The sequence below is a fragment of the Caulobacter sp. SLTY genome (assembly GCF_009905535.1).
Lineage (GTDB): Bacteria > Pseudomonadota > Alphaproteobacteria > Caulobacterales > Caulobacteraceae > Caulobacter.
The window spans coordinates 46,210-61,245 of sequence record NZ_JAAALA010000013.1 but is presented as its reverse complement, the minus strand read 5'-3'; the positions used below and the strand labels follow the sequence as shown (position 1 = coordinate 61,245).

Annotated in this window: 17 protein-coding genes and 1 tRNA gene; 11 read left to right on the top strand and 7 right to left on the bottom strand. The window is 68.4% G+C overall.

Going from position 1 to position 15,036, the window contains the following annotated elements:
• Window positions 1-34: 34 nt before the first annotated feature.
• Genes gor through glmU form a run of 4 tightly spaced genes read right to left on the bottom strand, consistent with a single transcriptional unit; the run spans window position 35 to window position 4,047 of the window.
• Window positions 35-1,420, bottom strand: a complete 1,386-nt coding sequence (gene gor, locus GVN21_RS09440; RefSeq protein ID WP_166574482.1) for a glutathione-disulfide reductase — start codon at window positions 1,418-1,420, stop codon at window positions 35-37.
• A gap of 46 nt (window positions 1,421-1,466) precedes the next feature.
• Window positions 1,467-2,147, bottom strand: coding sequence for a ribose-5-phosphate isomerase RpiA (gene rpiA, locus GVN21_RS09435; RefSeq protein WP_166574481.1), 681 nt, complete (start codon window positions 2,145-2,147; stop codon window positions 1,467-1,469).
• Window positions 2,144-2,713 (bottom strand): hypothetical protein, encoded by a 570-nt coding sequence (locus GVN21_RS09430; protein ID WP_166574480.1) that lies wholly within the window; start codon window positions 2,711-2,713, stop codon window positions 2,144-2,146. Before GVN21_RS09430 ends, rpiA begins: the two co-directional genes overlap by 4 nt.
• Window positions 2,710-4,047 (bottom strand): bifunctional UDP-N-acetylglucosamine diphosphorylase/glucosamine-1-phosphate N-acetyltransferase GlmU, encoded by a 1,338-nt coding sequence (gene glmU, locus GVN21_RS09425; RefSeq protein ID WP_166574479.1) that lies wholly within the window; start codon window positions 4,045-4,047, stop codon window positions 2,710-2,712. Before glmU ends, GVN21_RS09430 begins: the two co-directional genes overlap by 4 nt.
• Window positions 4,048-4,103: 56 nt before the next feature.
• On the opposite strand from glmU, the gene GVN21_RS09420 reads away from it, so the two are divergent.
• The 4 genes from GVN21_RS09420 to GVN21_RS09405 all read left to right on the top strand — a co-directional run bounded on the left by GVN21_RS09420 (window position 4,104) and on the right by GVN21_RS09405 (window position 6,068).
• A complete protein-coding gene (locus GVN21_RS09420; RefSeq protein WP_166574478.1) occupies window positions 4,104-4,814 on the top strand; it encodes an HAD hydrolase-like protein in 711 nt (236 codons plus the stop codon).
• A 17-nt stretch (window positions 4,815-4,831) separates the two neighbouring features.
• A tRNA-Val gene (locus GVN21_RS09415) sits at window positions 4,832-4,906 on the top strand.
• A gap of 70 nt (window positions 4,907-4,976) precedes the next feature.
• Window positions 4,977-5,669 carry a metallophosphoesterase family protein gene (locus GVN21_RS09410; protein ID WP_166574477.1) on the top strand — a complete coding sequence of 231 codons (693 nt, stop codon included), beginning with the start codon at window positions 4,977-4,979 and terminating at the stop codon, window positions 5,667-5,669.
• A gap of 93 nt (window positions 5,670-5,762) precedes the next feature.
• Window positions 5,763-6,068 (top strand): hypothetical protein, encoded by a 306-nt coding sequence (locus GVN21_RS09405; protein WP_166574476.1) that lies wholly within the window; start codon window positions 5,763-5,765, stop codon window positions 6,066-6,068.
• On the opposite strand, the gene GVN21_RS09400 is transcribed toward GVN21_RS09405, so the two are convergent.
• Genes GVN21_RS09400 through GVN21_RS09390 form a run of 3 tightly spaced genes read right to left on the bottom strand, consistent with a single transcriptional unit; the run spans window position 6,058 to window position 9,063 of the window.
• Window positions 6,058-7,368, bottom strand: a complete 1,311-nt coding sequence (locus GVN21_RS09400) for a glucoamylase family protein (RefSeq protein ID WP_166574475.1) — start codon at window positions 7,366-7,368, stop codon at window positions 6,058-6,060. The genes GVN21_RS09405 and GVN21_RS09400 overlap by 11 nt on opposite strands.
• Complete coding sequence (locus tag GVN21_RS09395) at window positions 7,365-7,859, bottom strand: hypothetical protein (RefSeq protein WP_166574474.1); 495 nt, start codon at window positions 7,857-7,859, stop codon at window positions 7,365-7,367. Before GVN21_RS09395 ends, GVN21_RS09400 begins: the two co-directional genes overlap by 4 nt.
• Window positions 7,860-7,863: 4 nt before the next feature.
• The gene (locus tag GVN21_RS09390) at window positions 7,864-9,063 is read right to left on the bottom strand and encodes an aspartyl/asparaginyl beta-hydroxylase domain-containing protein (protein WP_166574473.1); all 1,200 of its coding nucleotides are present in this window, start codon (window positions 9,061-9,063) and stop codon (window positions 7,864-7,866) included.
• A gap of 92 nt (window positions 9,064-9,155) precedes the next feature.
• Between GVN21_RS09390 and GVN21_RS09385 the strand changes: the two genes are divergently transcribed.
• From GVN21_RS09385 to GVN21_RS20845, 7 genes are all read left to right on the top strand, one after another.
• Window positions 9,156-9,602 carry a MotA/TolQ/ExbB proton channel family protein gene (locus GVN21_RS09385; protein WP_166574472.1) on the top strand — a complete coding sequence of 149 codons (447 nt, stop codon included), beginning with the start codon at window positions 9,156-9,158 and terminating at the stop codon, window positions 9,600-9,602.
• Window positions 9,599-9,913 (top strand): BlaI/MecI/CopY family transcriptional regulator, encoded by a 315-nt coding sequence (locus tag GVN21_RS09380; RefSeq protein WP_166574471.1) that lies wholly within the window; start codon window positions 9,599-9,601, stop codon window positions 9,911-9,913. The genes GVN21_RS09385 and GVN21_RS09380 overlap by 4 nt, the downstream gene beginning before the upstream one ends.
• Window positions 9,914-9,944: 31 nt before the next feature.
• On the top strand, window positions 9,945-11,360 hold the full coding sequence (locus tag GVN21_RS09375) for a Mur ligase family protein (protein WP_166574470.1): 1,416 nt from the start codon (window positions 9,945-9,947) through the stop codon (window positions 11,358-11,360).
• Between the two features lie 163 nt (window positions 11,361-11,523).
• Window positions 11,524-12,639: an MlaE family lipid ABC transporter permease subunit gene (locus GVN21_RS09370; RefSeq protein ID WP_166574469.1), complete on the top strand. Its 1,116-nt coding sequence runs from the start codon at window positions 11,524-11,526 to the stop codon at window positions 12,637-12,639.
• Window positions 12,636-13,472 (top strand): ABC transporter ATP-binding protein, encoded by an 837-nt coding sequence (locus tag GVN21_RS09365; RefSeq protein ID WP_166574468.1) that lies wholly within the window; start codon window positions 12,636-12,638, stop codon window positions 13,470-13,472. Before GVN21_RS09370 ends, GVN21_RS09365 begins: the two co-directional genes overlap by 4 nt.
• Window positions 13,472-14,410 (top strand): MlaD family protein, encoded by a 939-nt coding sequence (locus GVN21_RS09360; protein WP_166574467.1) that lies wholly within the window; start codon window positions 13,472-13,474, stop codon window positions 14,408-14,410. The genes GVN21_RS09365 and GVN21_RS09360 overlap by 1 nt, the downstream gene beginning before the upstream one ends.
• Window positions 14,407-15,012, top strand: coding sequence for an ABC-type transport auxiliary lipoprotein family protein (locus GVN21_RS20845; RefSeq protein ID WP_166574466.1), 606 nt, complete (start codon window positions 14,407-14,409; stop codon window positions 15,010-15,012). Before GVN21_RS09360 ends, GVN21_RS20845 begins: the two co-directional genes overlap by 4 nt.
• Window positions 15,013-15,036: the final 24 nt, after the last annotated feature.

Here is a 15,036-nt window from a genome sequence, read left to right as displayed (position 1 = left end):
GGCAACAAATCCACGCTGCGGGGAAAATTTACCGTCAGGCGGCCGTGCCGAGGTTCGGCGGAATGTATTTTTCCTTCATGGTCACCAGCTCCTCGGCGGCCGTCGGGTGGACGGCGCAGGTCGAGTCCCACTGCTGCTTGGTGACCCCCATCTTCACGGCGATGGCGGCCATCTGGATCATCTCCCCGGCGTCGGGGCCGACCACGTGCACACCCAGGAGCCTCTGGTCGGCCGCGTTGACTACCAGCTTCATCAGAGTCTGCTCCTCTCCGTGGTAGAAGGTCACCTTCATCGGTCGGAATACGGCGCGATAGATATCGATCTCTCCGTACTGCAGCCGGGCGTCATGCTCGGTCAGGCCGACTGTGCCGATCTCCGGTTGGGAGAAGACCGCGGTGGCGACCATCTCGTGGTCAAAGGTGGTGGGGTTGTTCCGGAATTCGGTCTCGGCGAAGGCGGCGCCCTCGCGGATCGCCACGGGAGTCAGGGCGATGCGGTCGGTCACGTCCCCGACCGCCCAGATGTTGTCGACGTTGGTCTTGGAATAGGCGTCGACCTTGATCGCGCCCTTCTCGTTCAGCTCGACCCCGGCGTTTTCCAGCCCCAGCCCTTTCACATAGGGCTCGCGGCCGGTGGCGAACATGATCTGGTCGGTGGTGAAGGTGAGGCCGTTGTTCAGGTGGCTGACCAGCCCCTCGCCGGTCTTCTCGATCTTCTCATGCTGGCAGCCCAGCACCACGCGGATGCCGCGCCGCTCCATCTCGCGCGTCAGGTGGGTGCGCACATCGTCATCGAAGCCGCGCAGGATGTTGGGACCCCGGTACAGCAGGGTGGTCTTCACGCCCAGGCCCGCGAAGATGCCGGCGAACTCCACGGCGATGTAGCCGGCGCCGACGACTAGGATGCTCTCCGGCAGCTTGTCGAGCTGGAAGGCCTCTTCCGAGGTAATCACATGCTCGATGCCTGGCACCTCCTGCGGCACGGTCGGCCGGCCGCCGGTGGCGATCAGGATCTTGTCGGCGGTGACGGTCATGTCCTTGCCGACAATCTCGACCGTGTGGGCGTCCTTCAGCACGGCGCGGGCGTGGACCAGTTCGGCCCCGGCCTTGGTCAGGTTGGCCACATAGATCCCCGACAGTCGGGCGATCTCGACATCCTTGGCCTCGCGGAAGGTGCGCCAGTCAAACGTCGCCTCGGGAATGGTCCAGCCGAAGCCCTTGGCGGTCTTCAGCTGATGCGTCACCTCGCTGGCGTAGACCATGAACTTCTTGGGCACGCAGCCGCGGATCACGCAGGTGCCGCCCACGCGGTGCTCTTCCGCAACCGCCACCTTGGCGCCACTCATCGCCGCCAGCCGCGCGGCCCGCACCCCGCCGCTGCCGGCGCCGATGACGAAGAGGTCGTAGTCGTACTTGGCCATGGCGGCGTCAGGTCTCCGGAAGAATGCTTGGCGTCTATCTAGGTATTCAGGGCTGCAGGCGCACCACGCCCGCGTCTGTCCCGATCAGGGCCTCATCCGCGAGGTCGAGGAACAGGCCGTGATCGACCACCCCCGTAACCGACTTCAGCGCCTCGCCCAGCGCGGCCGGGTGTTCGATGCGACCCGAAGCCATGTCGTAGATCAGGTTGCCGCCGTCGGTGATCACCAGCCCCCGATCCGACTTGCGCAGCCGCGGCGGCGGCAGGTCGAACTCGGCGGCGATGTCGGCCAGCCGCTGGCCGGTGTGGATATGACCGAAGCGGACCACCTCGATAGGCAGAGGGAACTTTCCCAGCGCCTTCACCTGCTTGGCCGCGTCGGCAATGACTACGCAGCGACTCGACGCCTCCCAGACCAGCTTCTCGCGAAGTAAGGCCGCGCCGCCGCCCTTGATCAGCGACAGGCCGGGTCCGATCTCGTCCGCGCCATCGACGGTGAGGTCGACGCGCTTGACGTCGTCCAGCCCGACGATGGAGATGCCCAACTCGCGCGCCAGGTCGGCAGTGGCGTCAGAGGTCGGCACCCCCCGGATGTCCAACCCCCGCGCCGCCAGCGCCTTCACGAACCAGGCGGCGGTCGAGCCGGTGCCCAGGCCGACCACCATGCCGGCCTCGACCAGCTCCGCGGCGGCCTCTCCGGCCGCCTGCTTCTGGGCGTCGGCGGTCATGGTTTTCCGGGAGACCGGCTGAAGGCCGAGACGACCAGCTCCTGGCCTGGCGATCCACCGAGCATGATCAGGTAGTAGCCGCGCCGGCCGAGCGCCGCGGTCACCGCCTTGCCGTCCTCGGCGTTGAGGGGAATTCGCCGGCCATCGACGACCTCGAAGGCAAACATCTTCACCCCGCCCTTCTCCGAGTAGGGCTTGAACCCTATCCAGCGCTCGACGCCGGCGTGGTCGATCCCTGAGTTTCCGCCGATCAGGCAGGTCAGGCCGGCCTGTACCGGGAATTCGTCGTTCGCCGGCGTGGTCATCGCGCCCGCGATCAGCAGCCATTGCTGGTCACCGACGACCCGGGTCATCGACACCGCCTTTTCGAGGCCCTGGGGCGCTGGCGCCTGGACGTCGCTGAAGCCGGCCTGGCGACCCGCCGCGGCCTGGGCGTCGACCGAGGTGACCGTATCGATGCAGACCTTCCGGAAGATGCTGACGAAGTCGGGCTCGGCCGCCGCCGCCGCGCCCACCGGCAGGAACAGGGCGCCCAGCGCCCCAACGATCAGAAGAAACCGTGTCATGACTTACCCTTTGCCTTCAGTTTGGCTGCGCGGAACCGCGCCGACCAGTTTTCCTTGTTGACCTGTTCGGGCCGAGTCAGCCCCAGCGCATCATCCGGTACGTCGCGGGTGATCACCGAGCCGGAGCCGGTCATCGCCCCCTTGCCGACACTCACCGGCGCCACCAGCGAGGAGTTGGAGCCGACGAAGGCCCCCTCCCCCACATGGGTGTCGAATTTGTCGAAGCCGTCGTAGTTGCAGAAAATCGTGCCGGCGCCGATATTCGCCTTCGCCCCCACCGTGCCGTCGCCGAGATAGGCCAGGTGGTTGGCCTTGGCGCCCGGGCCGACCTTGACCTTCTTGACCTCGACGAAGTTGCCGATGTGGGCGCCCTCGCCGATGTCGGCGCCGGGGCGCAGGCGGGCGTAGGGCCCGACAATGGCCCCGGCGCGGACCACGGCGCCCTCCACATGGCTAAAGGCGCGGATCACCGCGCCGGATTCGATCACGGCGTTTGAACCGAAGACCACGTTGGGCTCGATCACCGCGCCGCCGGCGATCTGGGTGTCGAACGACAGCCACACCGTCTCCGGGGCGACCATGGAGACGCCCTGGGCCAGCAGCTCGGCGCGGCGGCTTTGCTGCCACAGGGCCTCGGCGCGGGCGACGCCGGCCTGGTCGTCGGCGCCCATGACGGCGGTCTCGGAGGCCAGGGCGACCGCGACCGGCACGCCGTCGGCGTTCGCCAGCCCCACAATGCTGGTGATGTAGTACTCAGACTTGACGTTGTTGTTGTCGACGCGGGCCAGCCAGTCGAACAGAGGGCCGGCACGCCCGACAAGCATGCCGCTGTAGCAGACGCCGACCGCCAGTTCGTCTGGGCTCGCGTCCCGCGCCTCGACGATTCGCAGCAGGCGGCCGTCGGCGTCCTGGATCATCCGGCCGTACAGGGCGGCGTCGGTCGGCTCGAAGGCCAGCATGGTCAGCTCGCCCTTGCCGAACAGGGGCTCAAGGTCGGCGGCGGTCAGCAGCGGGCAGTCGGCGTTGGTGACCAGCACCTCGCCCTCGAAGCCCGCGAGCGCCTCCCTGGCGCAGAGCACGGCGTGGGCGGTGCCCATCGGCGGGTCCTGGATGGCCACGGCAGCCTCGCCCAGCCGCGCCTTCACATGCTCGATCACCGAGGGGCTGTGGGTCCCGCAGACCACCACCACTCGCTCGCAGCCCGCGCCCTGCGCCGCATCGATCGCGCGGTCGAGCATGGTTCGGCCGCCGACCCGGTGCAGCACCTTGGGCAGCGGCGACTTCATCCGCGTCCCCTGGCCGGCGGCCATGATCACGGCGGCTCGCTTGCTCATCGACTCGTCCCGACACTCATTGCATTCCCCTGCCGTTTAGCCGAAAGCCCGGCCCGATGCATAACCCCATTGATCTGACCGGCTGGACCCTGGTGTTCGACCTGGACGGCGCCCTCGTCGACAGCGCCCCGGACCTGGTCGGCGCCCTCAATACCCTGCTGGACGAAGAGGGCCTGGCGCTCGTGCCCTACAGCGAGGTGCGGCTCTATGTTGGTCGCGGCGCCCGCTGGCTGATCGAGCGCGGCTTCGAACGCGCCGGCGCGCTCCTCGACCCGGGCGAGCTCGACAATCTGCTGCAGCGGTTCATCGCCATATACCTGGGCCGCATCGCCCATGAGACCCGCCCCTTCGATGGCTGCCTCGGCGCCCTCGATGCCCTGACGGCCCGCGGCGCCACCCTGGCGGTCTGCACCAACAAGCTGACCAACCTGTCCCTGGCCCTGCTCGACGCCCTCGACATGACCCGCCGTTTCGCCGTGGTCATCGGCCCCGACCAGGCCCCCGCCCCCAAGCCCGACCCGCGCCACCTGCTGACCACCATCGCGCGCGCCGGCGGTGACCCGGCCCGCGCCATCCACCTGGGCGACACCGCCTACGACACCCTGGCCGCCCAGGCGGCGGGCATCCCGGTGATCGCCGTGGACTTCGGCTACGCCCCCGACGGTGTCGCGGACCTGGGCGCCGACGCGGTGATCAGCCACTTCGATGAATTGGTCGCCACGGTGGATCGCCTCGCCTCTTGCCCCCGCCCAACCGGGTCGCTATAGACCCCGCCTCCTGAGATGGATGTGTAGCTCAGCGGGAGAGCACCTCGTTCACACCGAGGGGGTCACAGGTTCAATCCCTGTCACATCCACCATCTTCCCTGCATCGTGACGGTCGACACATTGGCGGCGCCTTTGCGCGAGCCAATACTGACTGCATCGACCATGCGCCCGATCCAGCTTCCCGACACCGACATCGTCTATGCCATCGGCGACATCCACGGCCGGCTGGACCTGCTGGAGCAGGCAGCCGACATGATCGAAGCCCATGCCGGCGGGCGGTCCCATACCGTCGTCTGCCTGGGCGACTATGTGGATCGCGGGCCGGACAGCCGGGGCGTTATCGAGTTCCTGATGCGGTGGGACCGGCAGGGCGGCCTCGTCTGCCTGAAGGGTAATCATGAAGCGATGTTGCTGGACGGGTTCGGCGAGGAACGCGCGTTCTGGCTGGGCAACGGCGGCGAGGCCACCCTGGCTTCCTACGGCGGGGAGATTCCGCGCGAGCACCTGATCTGGATGCAGGACCTGCCGGTCGTCGCCCGTGACGCCCATCGCATCTACGTCCATGCGGGGCTGATGCCGCGCCTGGAACTGGCCGAGCAGGACGAGGATACCTGCCTATGGATTCGCGAGCGGTTCCTCTGGGCGCCGGCCTCCGCCCTGCCGGCGCATGTGGTTCATGGGCATACGCCGCGGCACGGCCGCAAGGAGCAGCCCGAAGTTCCCGAACGGCTGGCCCACCGGACAAACCTGGACACCGGCGCCTGGTGGACGGGCGTGCTTGCCGTTGGCGTCTTTGACGCGAATACGCCGGGCGGGCCGACCGAGATCCTGCCGGTTCGGGGACCGCCAGGCTGAGATTGCGAATTTGTCGCATGCGACGGATTGCGCCGTTCTCCCAAGACACGGCCCGGCGTAGAGTGCCTCCAGGCTTCTCTTGGGGGACAGGCCTTGCTGCATTGGTACTGCGTCGTGCGCCATCCCGGAAGCGCGACGCCAGTGACGAACCATCAGGAGCGCCGGCACTGGCTCGGCCTCTCGCGCGTGCTTGTCGAACAGAACCGCTCAGTGGTCGAAGTCCGCGCTTTTCGTAACCGCGAGGCTGCGGAGCAGCAGTTCGCCAGCGCTTCCCGACGGGATCGGGGACTCGAAGGCGCCAGCCTGACCGAGGTGCGCGCCTGGCTACCGTCCAGCGCCTGCCTGCGCAGCCTGAAGCCGTCTCAGCGCCGGGTGCTGGCCCGCCGGCCTACGGACTGACGTCGCTCAGCCAGCCGCCTCCGAAACCGGCCCGCTCCAAGCCGCGGCGGATGACCGGCTCCTGGCGCATCAGACGCCAGATCAGGGCGCTGCGGTGGTTCTCGATCATCGCCACGATCGGCCCCTGGTCGATGCCCAGCATGTCGCGGCCGACCCAGCCGGTCAGGGGCCGCACCTCGCCATGGTCGGTCGGAGCGCGGTCCACGGAGGGATTGAAGGCGTCCTGGAAGCCGTGCGGACCGTAGATAGCCGGCCCGTGATCCTCGATCATCCGCCGCAGGGCGGCGGCGCAGGCCTGGGGCGCGAAGGGCGTGGAGGCGGCCACCGCTGTCGGGGCCAGGGTGCCGTCGTCGAAATCCCAGGCGCCGCGCGCCGAATAGGCCCGGAAGGCCTTGATCGAGAACCCACGCAGCCGCCGGAAATCCCCCGGCCCGTCGCACGCCGTCAGGCCCCAGAGATCGTCGCCATAGCCGTTCCAGCGGCCGGGGTTTTCGCGGGCGTAGGTCTGTTGCGCCGCCACAGCCCGGCGGCTGTTCTCGAAATAGTCGAGGCCCCGCTGGCGCATGAAGGCGTCCTGCACGCCCCGGAAATCGACCCAAAGGTGACTGTACTGGTGGCCGAACATGGGGCCGAAGCTGAGGTGGTCGCCGCGCCAGCTGCGGCCATAGCCCTCGCACCAAGCCGTCCAAGCGCTCTCCGGGACCGGCGATCCCTCCGCTCCCAGCGCCAGGATGTAGAGGATCATGGCCTCGTTGTAGCCGACCCACTCGTAGGGGATGAACCCGCTCTCTGGCGCCCAGCCGAGAGCAAAGCGGCCGGAGGGGCGCAGGAACCAGGCCCAGTCGACCCGGGCCATCAGGGCGGCGGTCAGGGTGCGAATCTCGGCCTCGACCGCATCCTCGCCGTCGAAGAACCGGGCGGCGCAGAGGGCGCCGGCCAGCAGCAGGGCGGTGTCGATGGTCGACAGCTCGCAGGTCCCCGCCCGCAAGCCCGTTCGCATGTTGAGGAAGTGGTAGAACCAGCCCCGGGTCCCCGACACACCGTCAGGCCCATCCCCCTGCGGCGCGTCATGCAGGGTGCGAAGGGCGCGGACGGTCAGGTCGGCGCCGTGGGCGCGTGTCATCCAGCCATGCGACACTCCCACCGTCCAGCAGGTCATCGCGAATCCCACGGCGGCGATCGAACAGGCCGAGGGCGTCGGCCAGCGGTCGGCGGTCAGGCCCGAGCCCCGGTCGGTGGCGGCGATCATCGAGGCGAAGGTGCGAGCCTGGATCTGGGCGAGCAGGTCTTCGTCGGTCATGGCGCCAGCCCGACCCGTTTTGCGTCCTCGACCTGGGCCACGATCCGCTGGGCCTGGTCCATCATGGCCAGCGCGGTTGGCGCGTCCGCCGGGAGACCCTTGCCACGCGGCCAGGCCAGGATGCTGTAGGCCCAGGAGAGACGATCAGGGTCGTTGACCCTCACACGCACCGCCAGCTGCTTGATCCAGCCATCCTCGTGCCGGCCGGACTTGGCCGGAGTCCGGGTAACTTCAACGGCAGCCCCGATGATGGCTGCGAACGGATACTCCCGCTCTTCCGAGCCGTCGCCCAGCACCAGGGTATGGTCGCTGAATCGGAAGGCGACAAAACTGCGGTCCAGCTTGGAGACATACATCGCTTCGAGTCGACGTCGCTCACGCAGGTCGGCGGCAAAGGCTTCGGCCGCCTTGGTGCGGCGGTCCCGCCGGACGGCGGCGGTCGACAGCGCGACCAGCACGCCCAGGACAAGCAGCAATAGGAAGGCGGTCATCGGATCAGACCCCCCAGGCCTGGCCGCCGCCATAGGCGTCCACGGCGGCGAACAGGCCCTGGACCATGGCCCGCTCAGCCTGGCTCAGCTCCGGCCGCCAGATGTCGAAGATCAGGATGATCCGTTCCTCGTCGCTGTTGTTCCAGGCCTCGTGCTGGATAGTGTCGTCGAACAGCCAAGCTTGGCCCTCGCGCCATTCACGCACATCGTTGCCGACCCTAAAGCCGCAGCCGCCAGGCACGATCAAGGGTAGATGCCCGATCAGCCGGGTGTTGATGAAGCCGTTGTGCGGCGGGATCTTGGCCCCCGCCGCCAGCCGAGAGAACAGGATCGACGGCGTCCGCCCCTCGATCCGGCATAGCGGCAGGTCGGCTAGCGCCGCCATGGTCTTGGGACAACGGGCGACAGCTTCCTCGACCGGCGCCCCATCCTTCCAAAGGTAGAGGGCGCTCCAGTCGGGGTTGTCCCGCATGCCGTGGCCGTCGTCGAACGGGCGGTCGGACTGAGTCTTCACATAGGGAGCGAAGGCCCCGCCGACCGCCAGCAGGCCACCCAGTTCCTCGCGGATGTCGGCCGTGGCCGCTTCCAGACCATCCAGCCAGGGAAAGGGCTCGCGGGCGTAGAACTGGATCTGCGGCAAGCCGGGGAAATAGTAGTGGCGCGGCTCCTGCAGGAAGATCTGCTTGCGGCCCAGCATCAGGTCGATGGACTCCGCGAACCGCTCGGCGCCTGGCCCGGCAGGGATCGCGCCAAGCAGCTGGGCCTCGTACTCGGCGGCATAGCGGTCGCTGGCCGCCTGCGCCCGCCGCAGCTCGGCCAGCAGTTCCGGGGGCAACCGCTCGGCCGGCGGCGCGGCCCGCAGCGCCGCCCGGTAGAAGGCCGAGGCCGCGCGGCCGTCTCCCGCCTCGGCGAAATGGTCGGCCTTCATGATCAGGCCGCGCAGGTGCCTTGGCTCCAGCGCCAGCAATCGCTCGAGCGCCTCCAGCTTGCCCGCATGGTCGCCGAGCCCGCGCCTGGCAAACGCCAGCCCCAGCCAGACCGGGCCGTCCGCCCGCCCCGCCGCGACGATCTTCTCGAACAGGTCGCGCGCGCCCGAAAAGTCGCCACGGCTCAGCGCCTGGGCTCCGGCCTGGGTCAGAAGTCTCGGATCGAGGGTCGTGGAAGACATCGCGCCGATGAGAAGGGCGAGGCTCCCGCGGGTCAACAACCGACCTCCGCCAAACCGCAGAAATTACGCTTGACAGATGACTACAAACGTAAGCTCATACGTCTACGTTTGTAGACGGGAGAAGACAGATGACGACCAAACGCCTTGCCGCCCTCGCCCTGATCGCCGCTGCCCTGCCAGGCGCCGCCTGGGCCGGCCCACTCAATCCGACGATCGTCTTCATGGACGCCGCCCCCTCGATGAAGCTGGTCATGGCCGCCCTGATCCTGGCGAGCGTCGCGGCCATCGCGATCGCAGTGCGAAAGCTGATGGCCGGACCCAACCTCAGCGGCGGATCCACATTCCTCTCCGCCTTGCGGCTGGGCGGGCCACTGATCGGCCTGCTGGGCGGAGCCTACAACGGCCTGGCCATGTTCATGGGCCTGTCGCGCGGGCCCCAACCGTTCCATGTGGTGGCGCCGGGCCTGGCCGAAGCCATGCTGATCATCCTGCTGGGCCTCGTCTGCGGCGTGGTGGCGGTCATCTGCCACTGGGCCGTCGAGGCCCGGATCGACCGCGCCGTGCTCAGCCGGTGAGCCGGGTCCACGTCACCGAGGCGGAGAGCGAGGTGCTGGCGGCGCTCTGGCGGCGCGGGCCCCTCCCCTTCGTCTCGCTGATCGAGGAGGTGAAGGCGGTCCAACCCTGGGGTGACGCCACCATCAAGACCCTGCTGCATCGCCTGATCGGCAAGGGCCTGGTGACGTCGGTGCGCGAAGAGGGCCGCCAGCGCTACCACCCCCAGATGACCCGTGAGGATTTTATCCGGGTAGAATTGCGGGGCCTCGCGCACCGCTTCCTGGGCGGCGATCCGGCGGCCCTGCGTCGCATCCTTGACGAGGGGATTTGACATCGCGGCGCGGGGGTCCGACACCGCCCGGATGACGACCGATACCCCCCGCCACATCCACTTCATCGGCATCGCCGGCGCCGGGATGAGCGCCACCGCCCTGATGATGCGGGACGCCGGCCATGTGATCGGAGGCTCCGACGAGGAGGCCTTCCCGCCGATCAGCACCTATCTGGAAACCCTCGGCATCCCCTTCCGCCGCACCCTGGCGGCCGAGAACATCGGGCCGGAGATCGACCTGGTCGTCCTGGGCGGCAGCGCCAAGCTGCACGGCGAGGCCAACCCCGAATACGTCGAGACGGTCGCGCGCGGCATCGAGATGACCGGCTTTCCCCAGCTGATCGCGGAGCAGACCAGGGACCGCGATGTCACCCTGGTGGCCGGCAGCTTCGGCAAGTCGAGCTGCACCGCCCTGATGGCCTATATCCTGCGAGAGGCCGGCAAGGATCCCGGCTACATGATCGGCGCGATTCCCGCCGGCGGCGGGCCGACTGGAGCCTGGGGATCGGGGCCGATGATCCTGGAGGGCGACGAGTACATCGTCAGCCAGGCCGACCGACGCTCGAAGTTCATGCTCTATGACGTGGACCACCTGCTGCTGACCTCGCTGGTGCATGACCACCTCAACGTCTTCCCGACCTATCCGGAGTACGAGGCCCCGTTCCGCGCCCTGCTGGCCCGCGTCCAGCCCGGCGCCACCGTGGTGCTGCGCGACTCCCCGGCCCTACGCGCCATCGCCGGCGACTGCGCTGTCTCGCCGGTCTGGTACGGCACGGCGCCCGGCGAGGGCTGGTACTGCCGCGACGTGGTGTTCGGCGAGACTTCCAGCTTCACCCTGGTCGCCCCGGACGGCCGGACCCTCGACCTGCAGACCCAGCTGCTGGGCGCCCACAACATCGAGAACGTGGTGGGCGTGGCCGCCTTCCTGCTGACCCGGGGCCTGGTCACCGAAGGGGAGCTGGTGTCCGCCGTCTCATCCTTCCAGGGCATCCGCCGCCGGCTGGACCGGCTGACCACCACCTCGAAAGTCCCGGTGATCGAGGGGTTCGGCTCCTCTTACGAGAAGGCCCGCTCGGCCATCGAGGCGATGATTCTCCACTATCCCGGCCGGCCGCTGGTGGTGATCTTCGAACCGCACACCTTCAGCTGGCGGAACCGCGAGGGGCTGACCTGGTACGACACCGTCTTCGATGACGTGGCGCGGGTGATCGTCATCCCCCCGCCTGTTCACGGCGCGGCGAGCCACAGTCAGCTGACACATGATGACATTCTGGCCCGGATCAACGCCGCGGGCGTGCCCGCCGCCGGCGCAGCCACGCCGAGCGAAGTCGAGAGCCAGCTGACAGACCTGACCGGCGAAGAGGTGGTCCTCCTTCTCTCCTCCGGGCCCCTGCTGGGCCTGCCCGCCAGCCTGCCGGCGCTGATGGACGGTCGGTTCGGCGGCTAGCGTCGGCGCGTTCGATCGGCGCCGACTGTGGCCTGCGTGCAGCTTTTGCGGTCTGAACGGCGCCAACCGACGGTTTGCGGGAACTTCGTCCCAGGCGAAGCCCTTTGCGATGGGGCCGGGGCGTGGCAGTTTCCGTGCGCGACAAGGGAAGCCGACACGGTCCATGCCTCAACCCGCCGATTTCTCCCTTCTGCAGGGCGAGCATGGCTCGACGGCCAAGCTGACAGGCGACTGGACCGCTGAGTCGCTCGAGGACGCGGGCGCGCGCCTCAGCGAAAACCTGCTGCATTCCAAAGCTGTGACCCTGGACCTGCGGCAGGTCGGCCGCTGCGACACCGCGGGGGCCTATGCCATCATCCGCGCCGCCGATGGCCGCGAATCAGCCGGACTGCTGCTGGCCCGGCCGGAAACCGAGCGGCTGCTGCATCTGGTGGGCGAGGCGGTGCAGGCCGAGCACAGCCCCCATCGCCAGGATCGCGGCTTCTACGAACTGCTGGTCCGCATCGGGCGGGGCGTCGTCAACCTGGGGATCGACCTCTACGAGACCCTGGTCTTCCTCGGCCACCTGCTGACCTCCGTCGGCCGCGCCATCACCAATCCGCGCAAGTTTCGCGCCGCCCCCTTCGTCGCCCTGTGCGAGCGCGCCGGGCTGGACGCCGTGCCGATCGTCGCGGTCACAACCTTCTTCCTGGGAGCGGTGGTCGCGCTGCTGGGCATCAACACCCTGCGGGCCTTCGCGGCCGAGGTGTTCGTGGTCGAGCTGATCGGGGTGTCGGTGTTGCGCGAGTTCGGCATCGTGATCACCGCCGTGCTTCTGGCCGGCCGCTCGGCCTCGGCCTTCGCCGCCGAGATCGGCTCGATGAAGATGAACCAGGAAATCGACGCCATGCGGGTGATGGGGGTCGATCCCTTCGACGCCCTGGTGCTGCCGCGCTTCCTGGCGCTGCTGGTGACCATGCCGCTGCTGACCTTCGTCGCCGATCTGGCCGGCCTGATCGGCGGGCTGGTGGTCAGCTGGAACACGCTGGGCCTGTCGCCGACCTTCTTCTGGCAGCGGATCGCCGACAACGTCGGCGCCGCCCACTTCTGGGCCGGGGTGTCCAAGGCCCCGGTGATGGCCATCGTGATTGCCGGGATCGGCTGCCGCCAGGGGATGGAGGTTGAGGGCGACGTCGAGAGTCTCGGCCGCCGGGTGACCTCGGCCGTGGTCCAGGCGATTTTCGCCATCATCCTGGTCGATGCGCTGTTCGCGCTCCTCTACATGGAGCTGAACATATGACCGACGCCACGCTCGACCCGCACGACCGCGCCCTGGAAGAGGACGGCCTCGACGCCGAGGCGCCGCCCATCGAGGTCAAGGGCCTGTACTCGGCCTTCGGCGACACCGTCATCCACGAGAACCTCGACCTGACCGTCAAGCGCGGGGAGGTGCTGGGTGTGGTCGGCGGCTCGGGCACCGGCAAGTCGGTGCTGCTGAACACCATTATCGGGCTGAAGGAGCCGGAGGGCGGCAGCGTCCGCATCTTCGGCCAGGACATTCAGCATGCCAGCCGCCGCAAATGGTCGGCTATCGAGCGGCGCTGGGGCGTGCTGTTCCAGCAGGGGGCGCTGTTCTCCTCGCTCACCGTCAAGCAGAACGTCGCCGCGCCGCTGCACGAGCACACCGATCTTTCCCGCCGCGAGATCGACGAGCTGGCCGAGCTGAAGATCGCCCTGGTCGGCCTGCCGCCCCGCGCCGGGGCGCTGAAGCCGGCGGAACTCTCCGGCGGCATGCGCAAGCGGGCCGGCCTGGCCCGCGCCCTGGCCTTCGATCCCGAGCTCCTGTTCCTCGACGAGCCGACCGCCGGCCTCGACCCGATCGGCGCCTCGGCCTTCGACGAGCTGATCCTCGACCTCAGCCGCAGCCTGGGCCTGACCGTGTTCATGATCACCCACGACCTGGACAGCCTCTATACGATCACCGACCGGGTCGCCGTTCTGGCCGACAAGCAGGTGGTGGCCGTGGCGCCGGTCGGCCAACTTGAGCATTCCGAACATCCCTGGATTCAGGAATACTTCCTGGGTCCGCGAGGCCGCGCCGCACGCGCGAGCCAACAGGGCACGAGAGTCTGATGGAAAGAAACGCCAACTACGCGCTGGTGGGAGCGGCCTCGCTGCTGCTGTTCATCGCGGCCGTCGTCTTTGTCTTCTGGCTGGCGAGGCTGGGCTTCAACAAGCAGTTCGACGAGTACGACGTGCTGTTCGTCGGCCCGGTGCGCGGCCTGTCCGAGGGCGGCGAGGTGCATTTCAACGGCATCAAGGTGGGCGATGTCTCCACCATCAAGCTGGACAGCCGCGACCCCAATCGCGTGATCGCCCGCATCAAGGTGACCACCGACGTGCCGATCCGCGAGGACAGCTACGCCACCCTGGAGCCCCAGGGCATCACCGGCATCAACTACATCCAGATCACCGCAGGGGATCCCGCCAAGCGGCTGCTGAAGGACACAGTGGCAGACGGCGAGGTGCCGATCATCCGGACCCAGAGGTCGGCCCTTTCGGACCTGCTGGCCGGGGGCGGCACGGTGCTGACCCGAACGATCGAGGCGCTGGACCGGATCAACCGGGTGCTGGGCGATGAGAACATCACCACCTTCGGCGCCGCGTTGGACGACCTCCAGGCCTTCACCGCCGAGGCGCGCGAGCAGAAGGAAATCATCGCCGACGCCCGCCGCGCCCTCCAGACTTTCGAGGTCGCGGCCAAGGAATACACCGAGCTGGCCAAGTCCGGCCGCAGCCTGATCGACAAGGACGCCAAACAGACCCTGGCCAACATCGACGCCGCGGCGCTGAAGGTCGACAAGGCCGCCGCCGACGTGTCGACCATCCTGGCCAAGCTCGACGGCCCGGTGAACGACTTCGCCAACGAGGGCCTGCCCCAGCTGACCAGCGCCGTCAGCTCGCTGCAGGGGGCCGTGGACTCCTTCGAGCGGCTGGTCAACGAGGCCGAGAAGAACCCGCAGGGCCTGGTCGGCAAGCCGCCCGCCGAGAAGAAGAAGGTGAAGCCGTGAAGACGCTCCTCCGCACCGCCGTCCTCGCGGCCGCCGCCCTGGGCCTGGGCGCCTGCATCACCCTGTTCCCGGAAGCCGAGCCGTCCAAGCTCTACCGCTTCGAGATCGAGGCCCCCTCGGAGGTGTCGGTGAAGACGTTCGACGTCAGCCGGGGCCCGATCGCCTTCGACCGCGCAGCCTCCGGCGACGGCCTCCTGACGGTCACCAATGGCGAACTGGCCTATATCGACAGCGCCCGGTGGGGCGCGCCCGCCGCGCAGATCTTCGAGGAAGAACTGATCCGCGCCTTCCAGGCCGGCAACGCCCGCCTGGTCAGCCCCGGCGAGATGGGGCGCACGGACTTCATCCTGCGGCTGGATGTACAGCGGTTTGAAGTCCAGTACCGCAACGGGCCGGAAGGCGCGCCGGTGGTGGTGGTGGAGATCAAGGCCGCCATGCGCCGCAACGAGCGCGACGGGACGACCGTGGAGAAGGTCTTCAAGGCCGAAATCCAGACCAGCGACAACCGCGTCAGCGCAATCGTCCCGGCCTACAACACCGCGCTGACGCAGACGCTGACGCAGCTGAACAGCTGGGTGGTGTCGCTGGAGGGCGGGCGGTAGAACGGGGTTGAAAACATAGCACCG

Coding starts and splice junctions, on each gene's coding strand:
- GVN21_RS09395 (WP_166574474.1), bottom strand. CDS start 7,859: ATGACCGCCTTCCTATTGCTGCTTGTCCTGGGCGTGCTGGTCGCGCTG.
- GVN21_RS09385 (WP_166574472.1), top strand. CDS start 9,156: ATGACGACCAAACGCCTTGCCGCCCTCGCCCTGATCGCCGCTGCCCTG.
- GVN21_RS09365 (WP_166574468.1), top strand. CDS start 12,636: ATGACCGACGCCACGCTCGACCCGCACGACCGCGCCCTGGAAGAGGAC.
- GVN21_RS09370 (WP_166574469.1), top strand. CDS start 11,524: ATGCCTCAACCCGCCGATTTCTCCCTTCTGCAGGGCGAGCATGGCTCG.
- GVN21_RS09410 (WP_166574477.1), top strand. CDS start 4,977: ATGCGCCCGATCCAGCTTCCCGACACCGACATCGTCTATGCCATCGGC.
- GVN21_RS09400 (WP_166574475.1), bottom strand. CDS start 7,368: ATGACCGACGAAGACCTGCTCGCCCAGATCCAGGCTCGCACCTTCGCC.
- gor (WP_166574482.1), bottom strand. CDS start 1,420: ATGGCCAAGTACGACTACGACCTCTTCGTCATCGGCGCCGGCAGCGGC.
- GVN21_RS09420 (WP_166574478.1), top strand. CDS start 4,104: ATGCATAACCCCATTGATCTGACCGGCTGGACCCTGGTGTTCGACCTG.
- glmU (WP_166574479.1), bottom strand. CDS start 4,047: ATGAGCAAGCGAGCCGCCGTGATCATGGCCGCCGGCCAGGGGACGCGG.
- GVN21_RS09430 (WP_166574480.1), bottom strand. CDS start 2,713: ATGACACGGTTTCTTCTGATCGTTGGGGCGCTGGGCGCCCTGTTCCTG.
- rpiA (WP_166574481.1), bottom strand. CDS start 2,147: ATGACCGCCGACGCCCAGAAGCAGGCGGCCGGAGAGGCCGCCGCGGAG.
- GVN21_RS09360 (WP_166574467.1), top strand. CDS start 13,472: ATGGAAAGAAACGCCAACTACGCGCTGGTGGGAGCGGCCTCGCTGCTG.
- GVN21_RS09375 (WP_166574470.1), top strand. CDS start 9,945: ATGACGACCGATACCCCCCGCCACATCCACTTCATCGGCATCGCCGGC.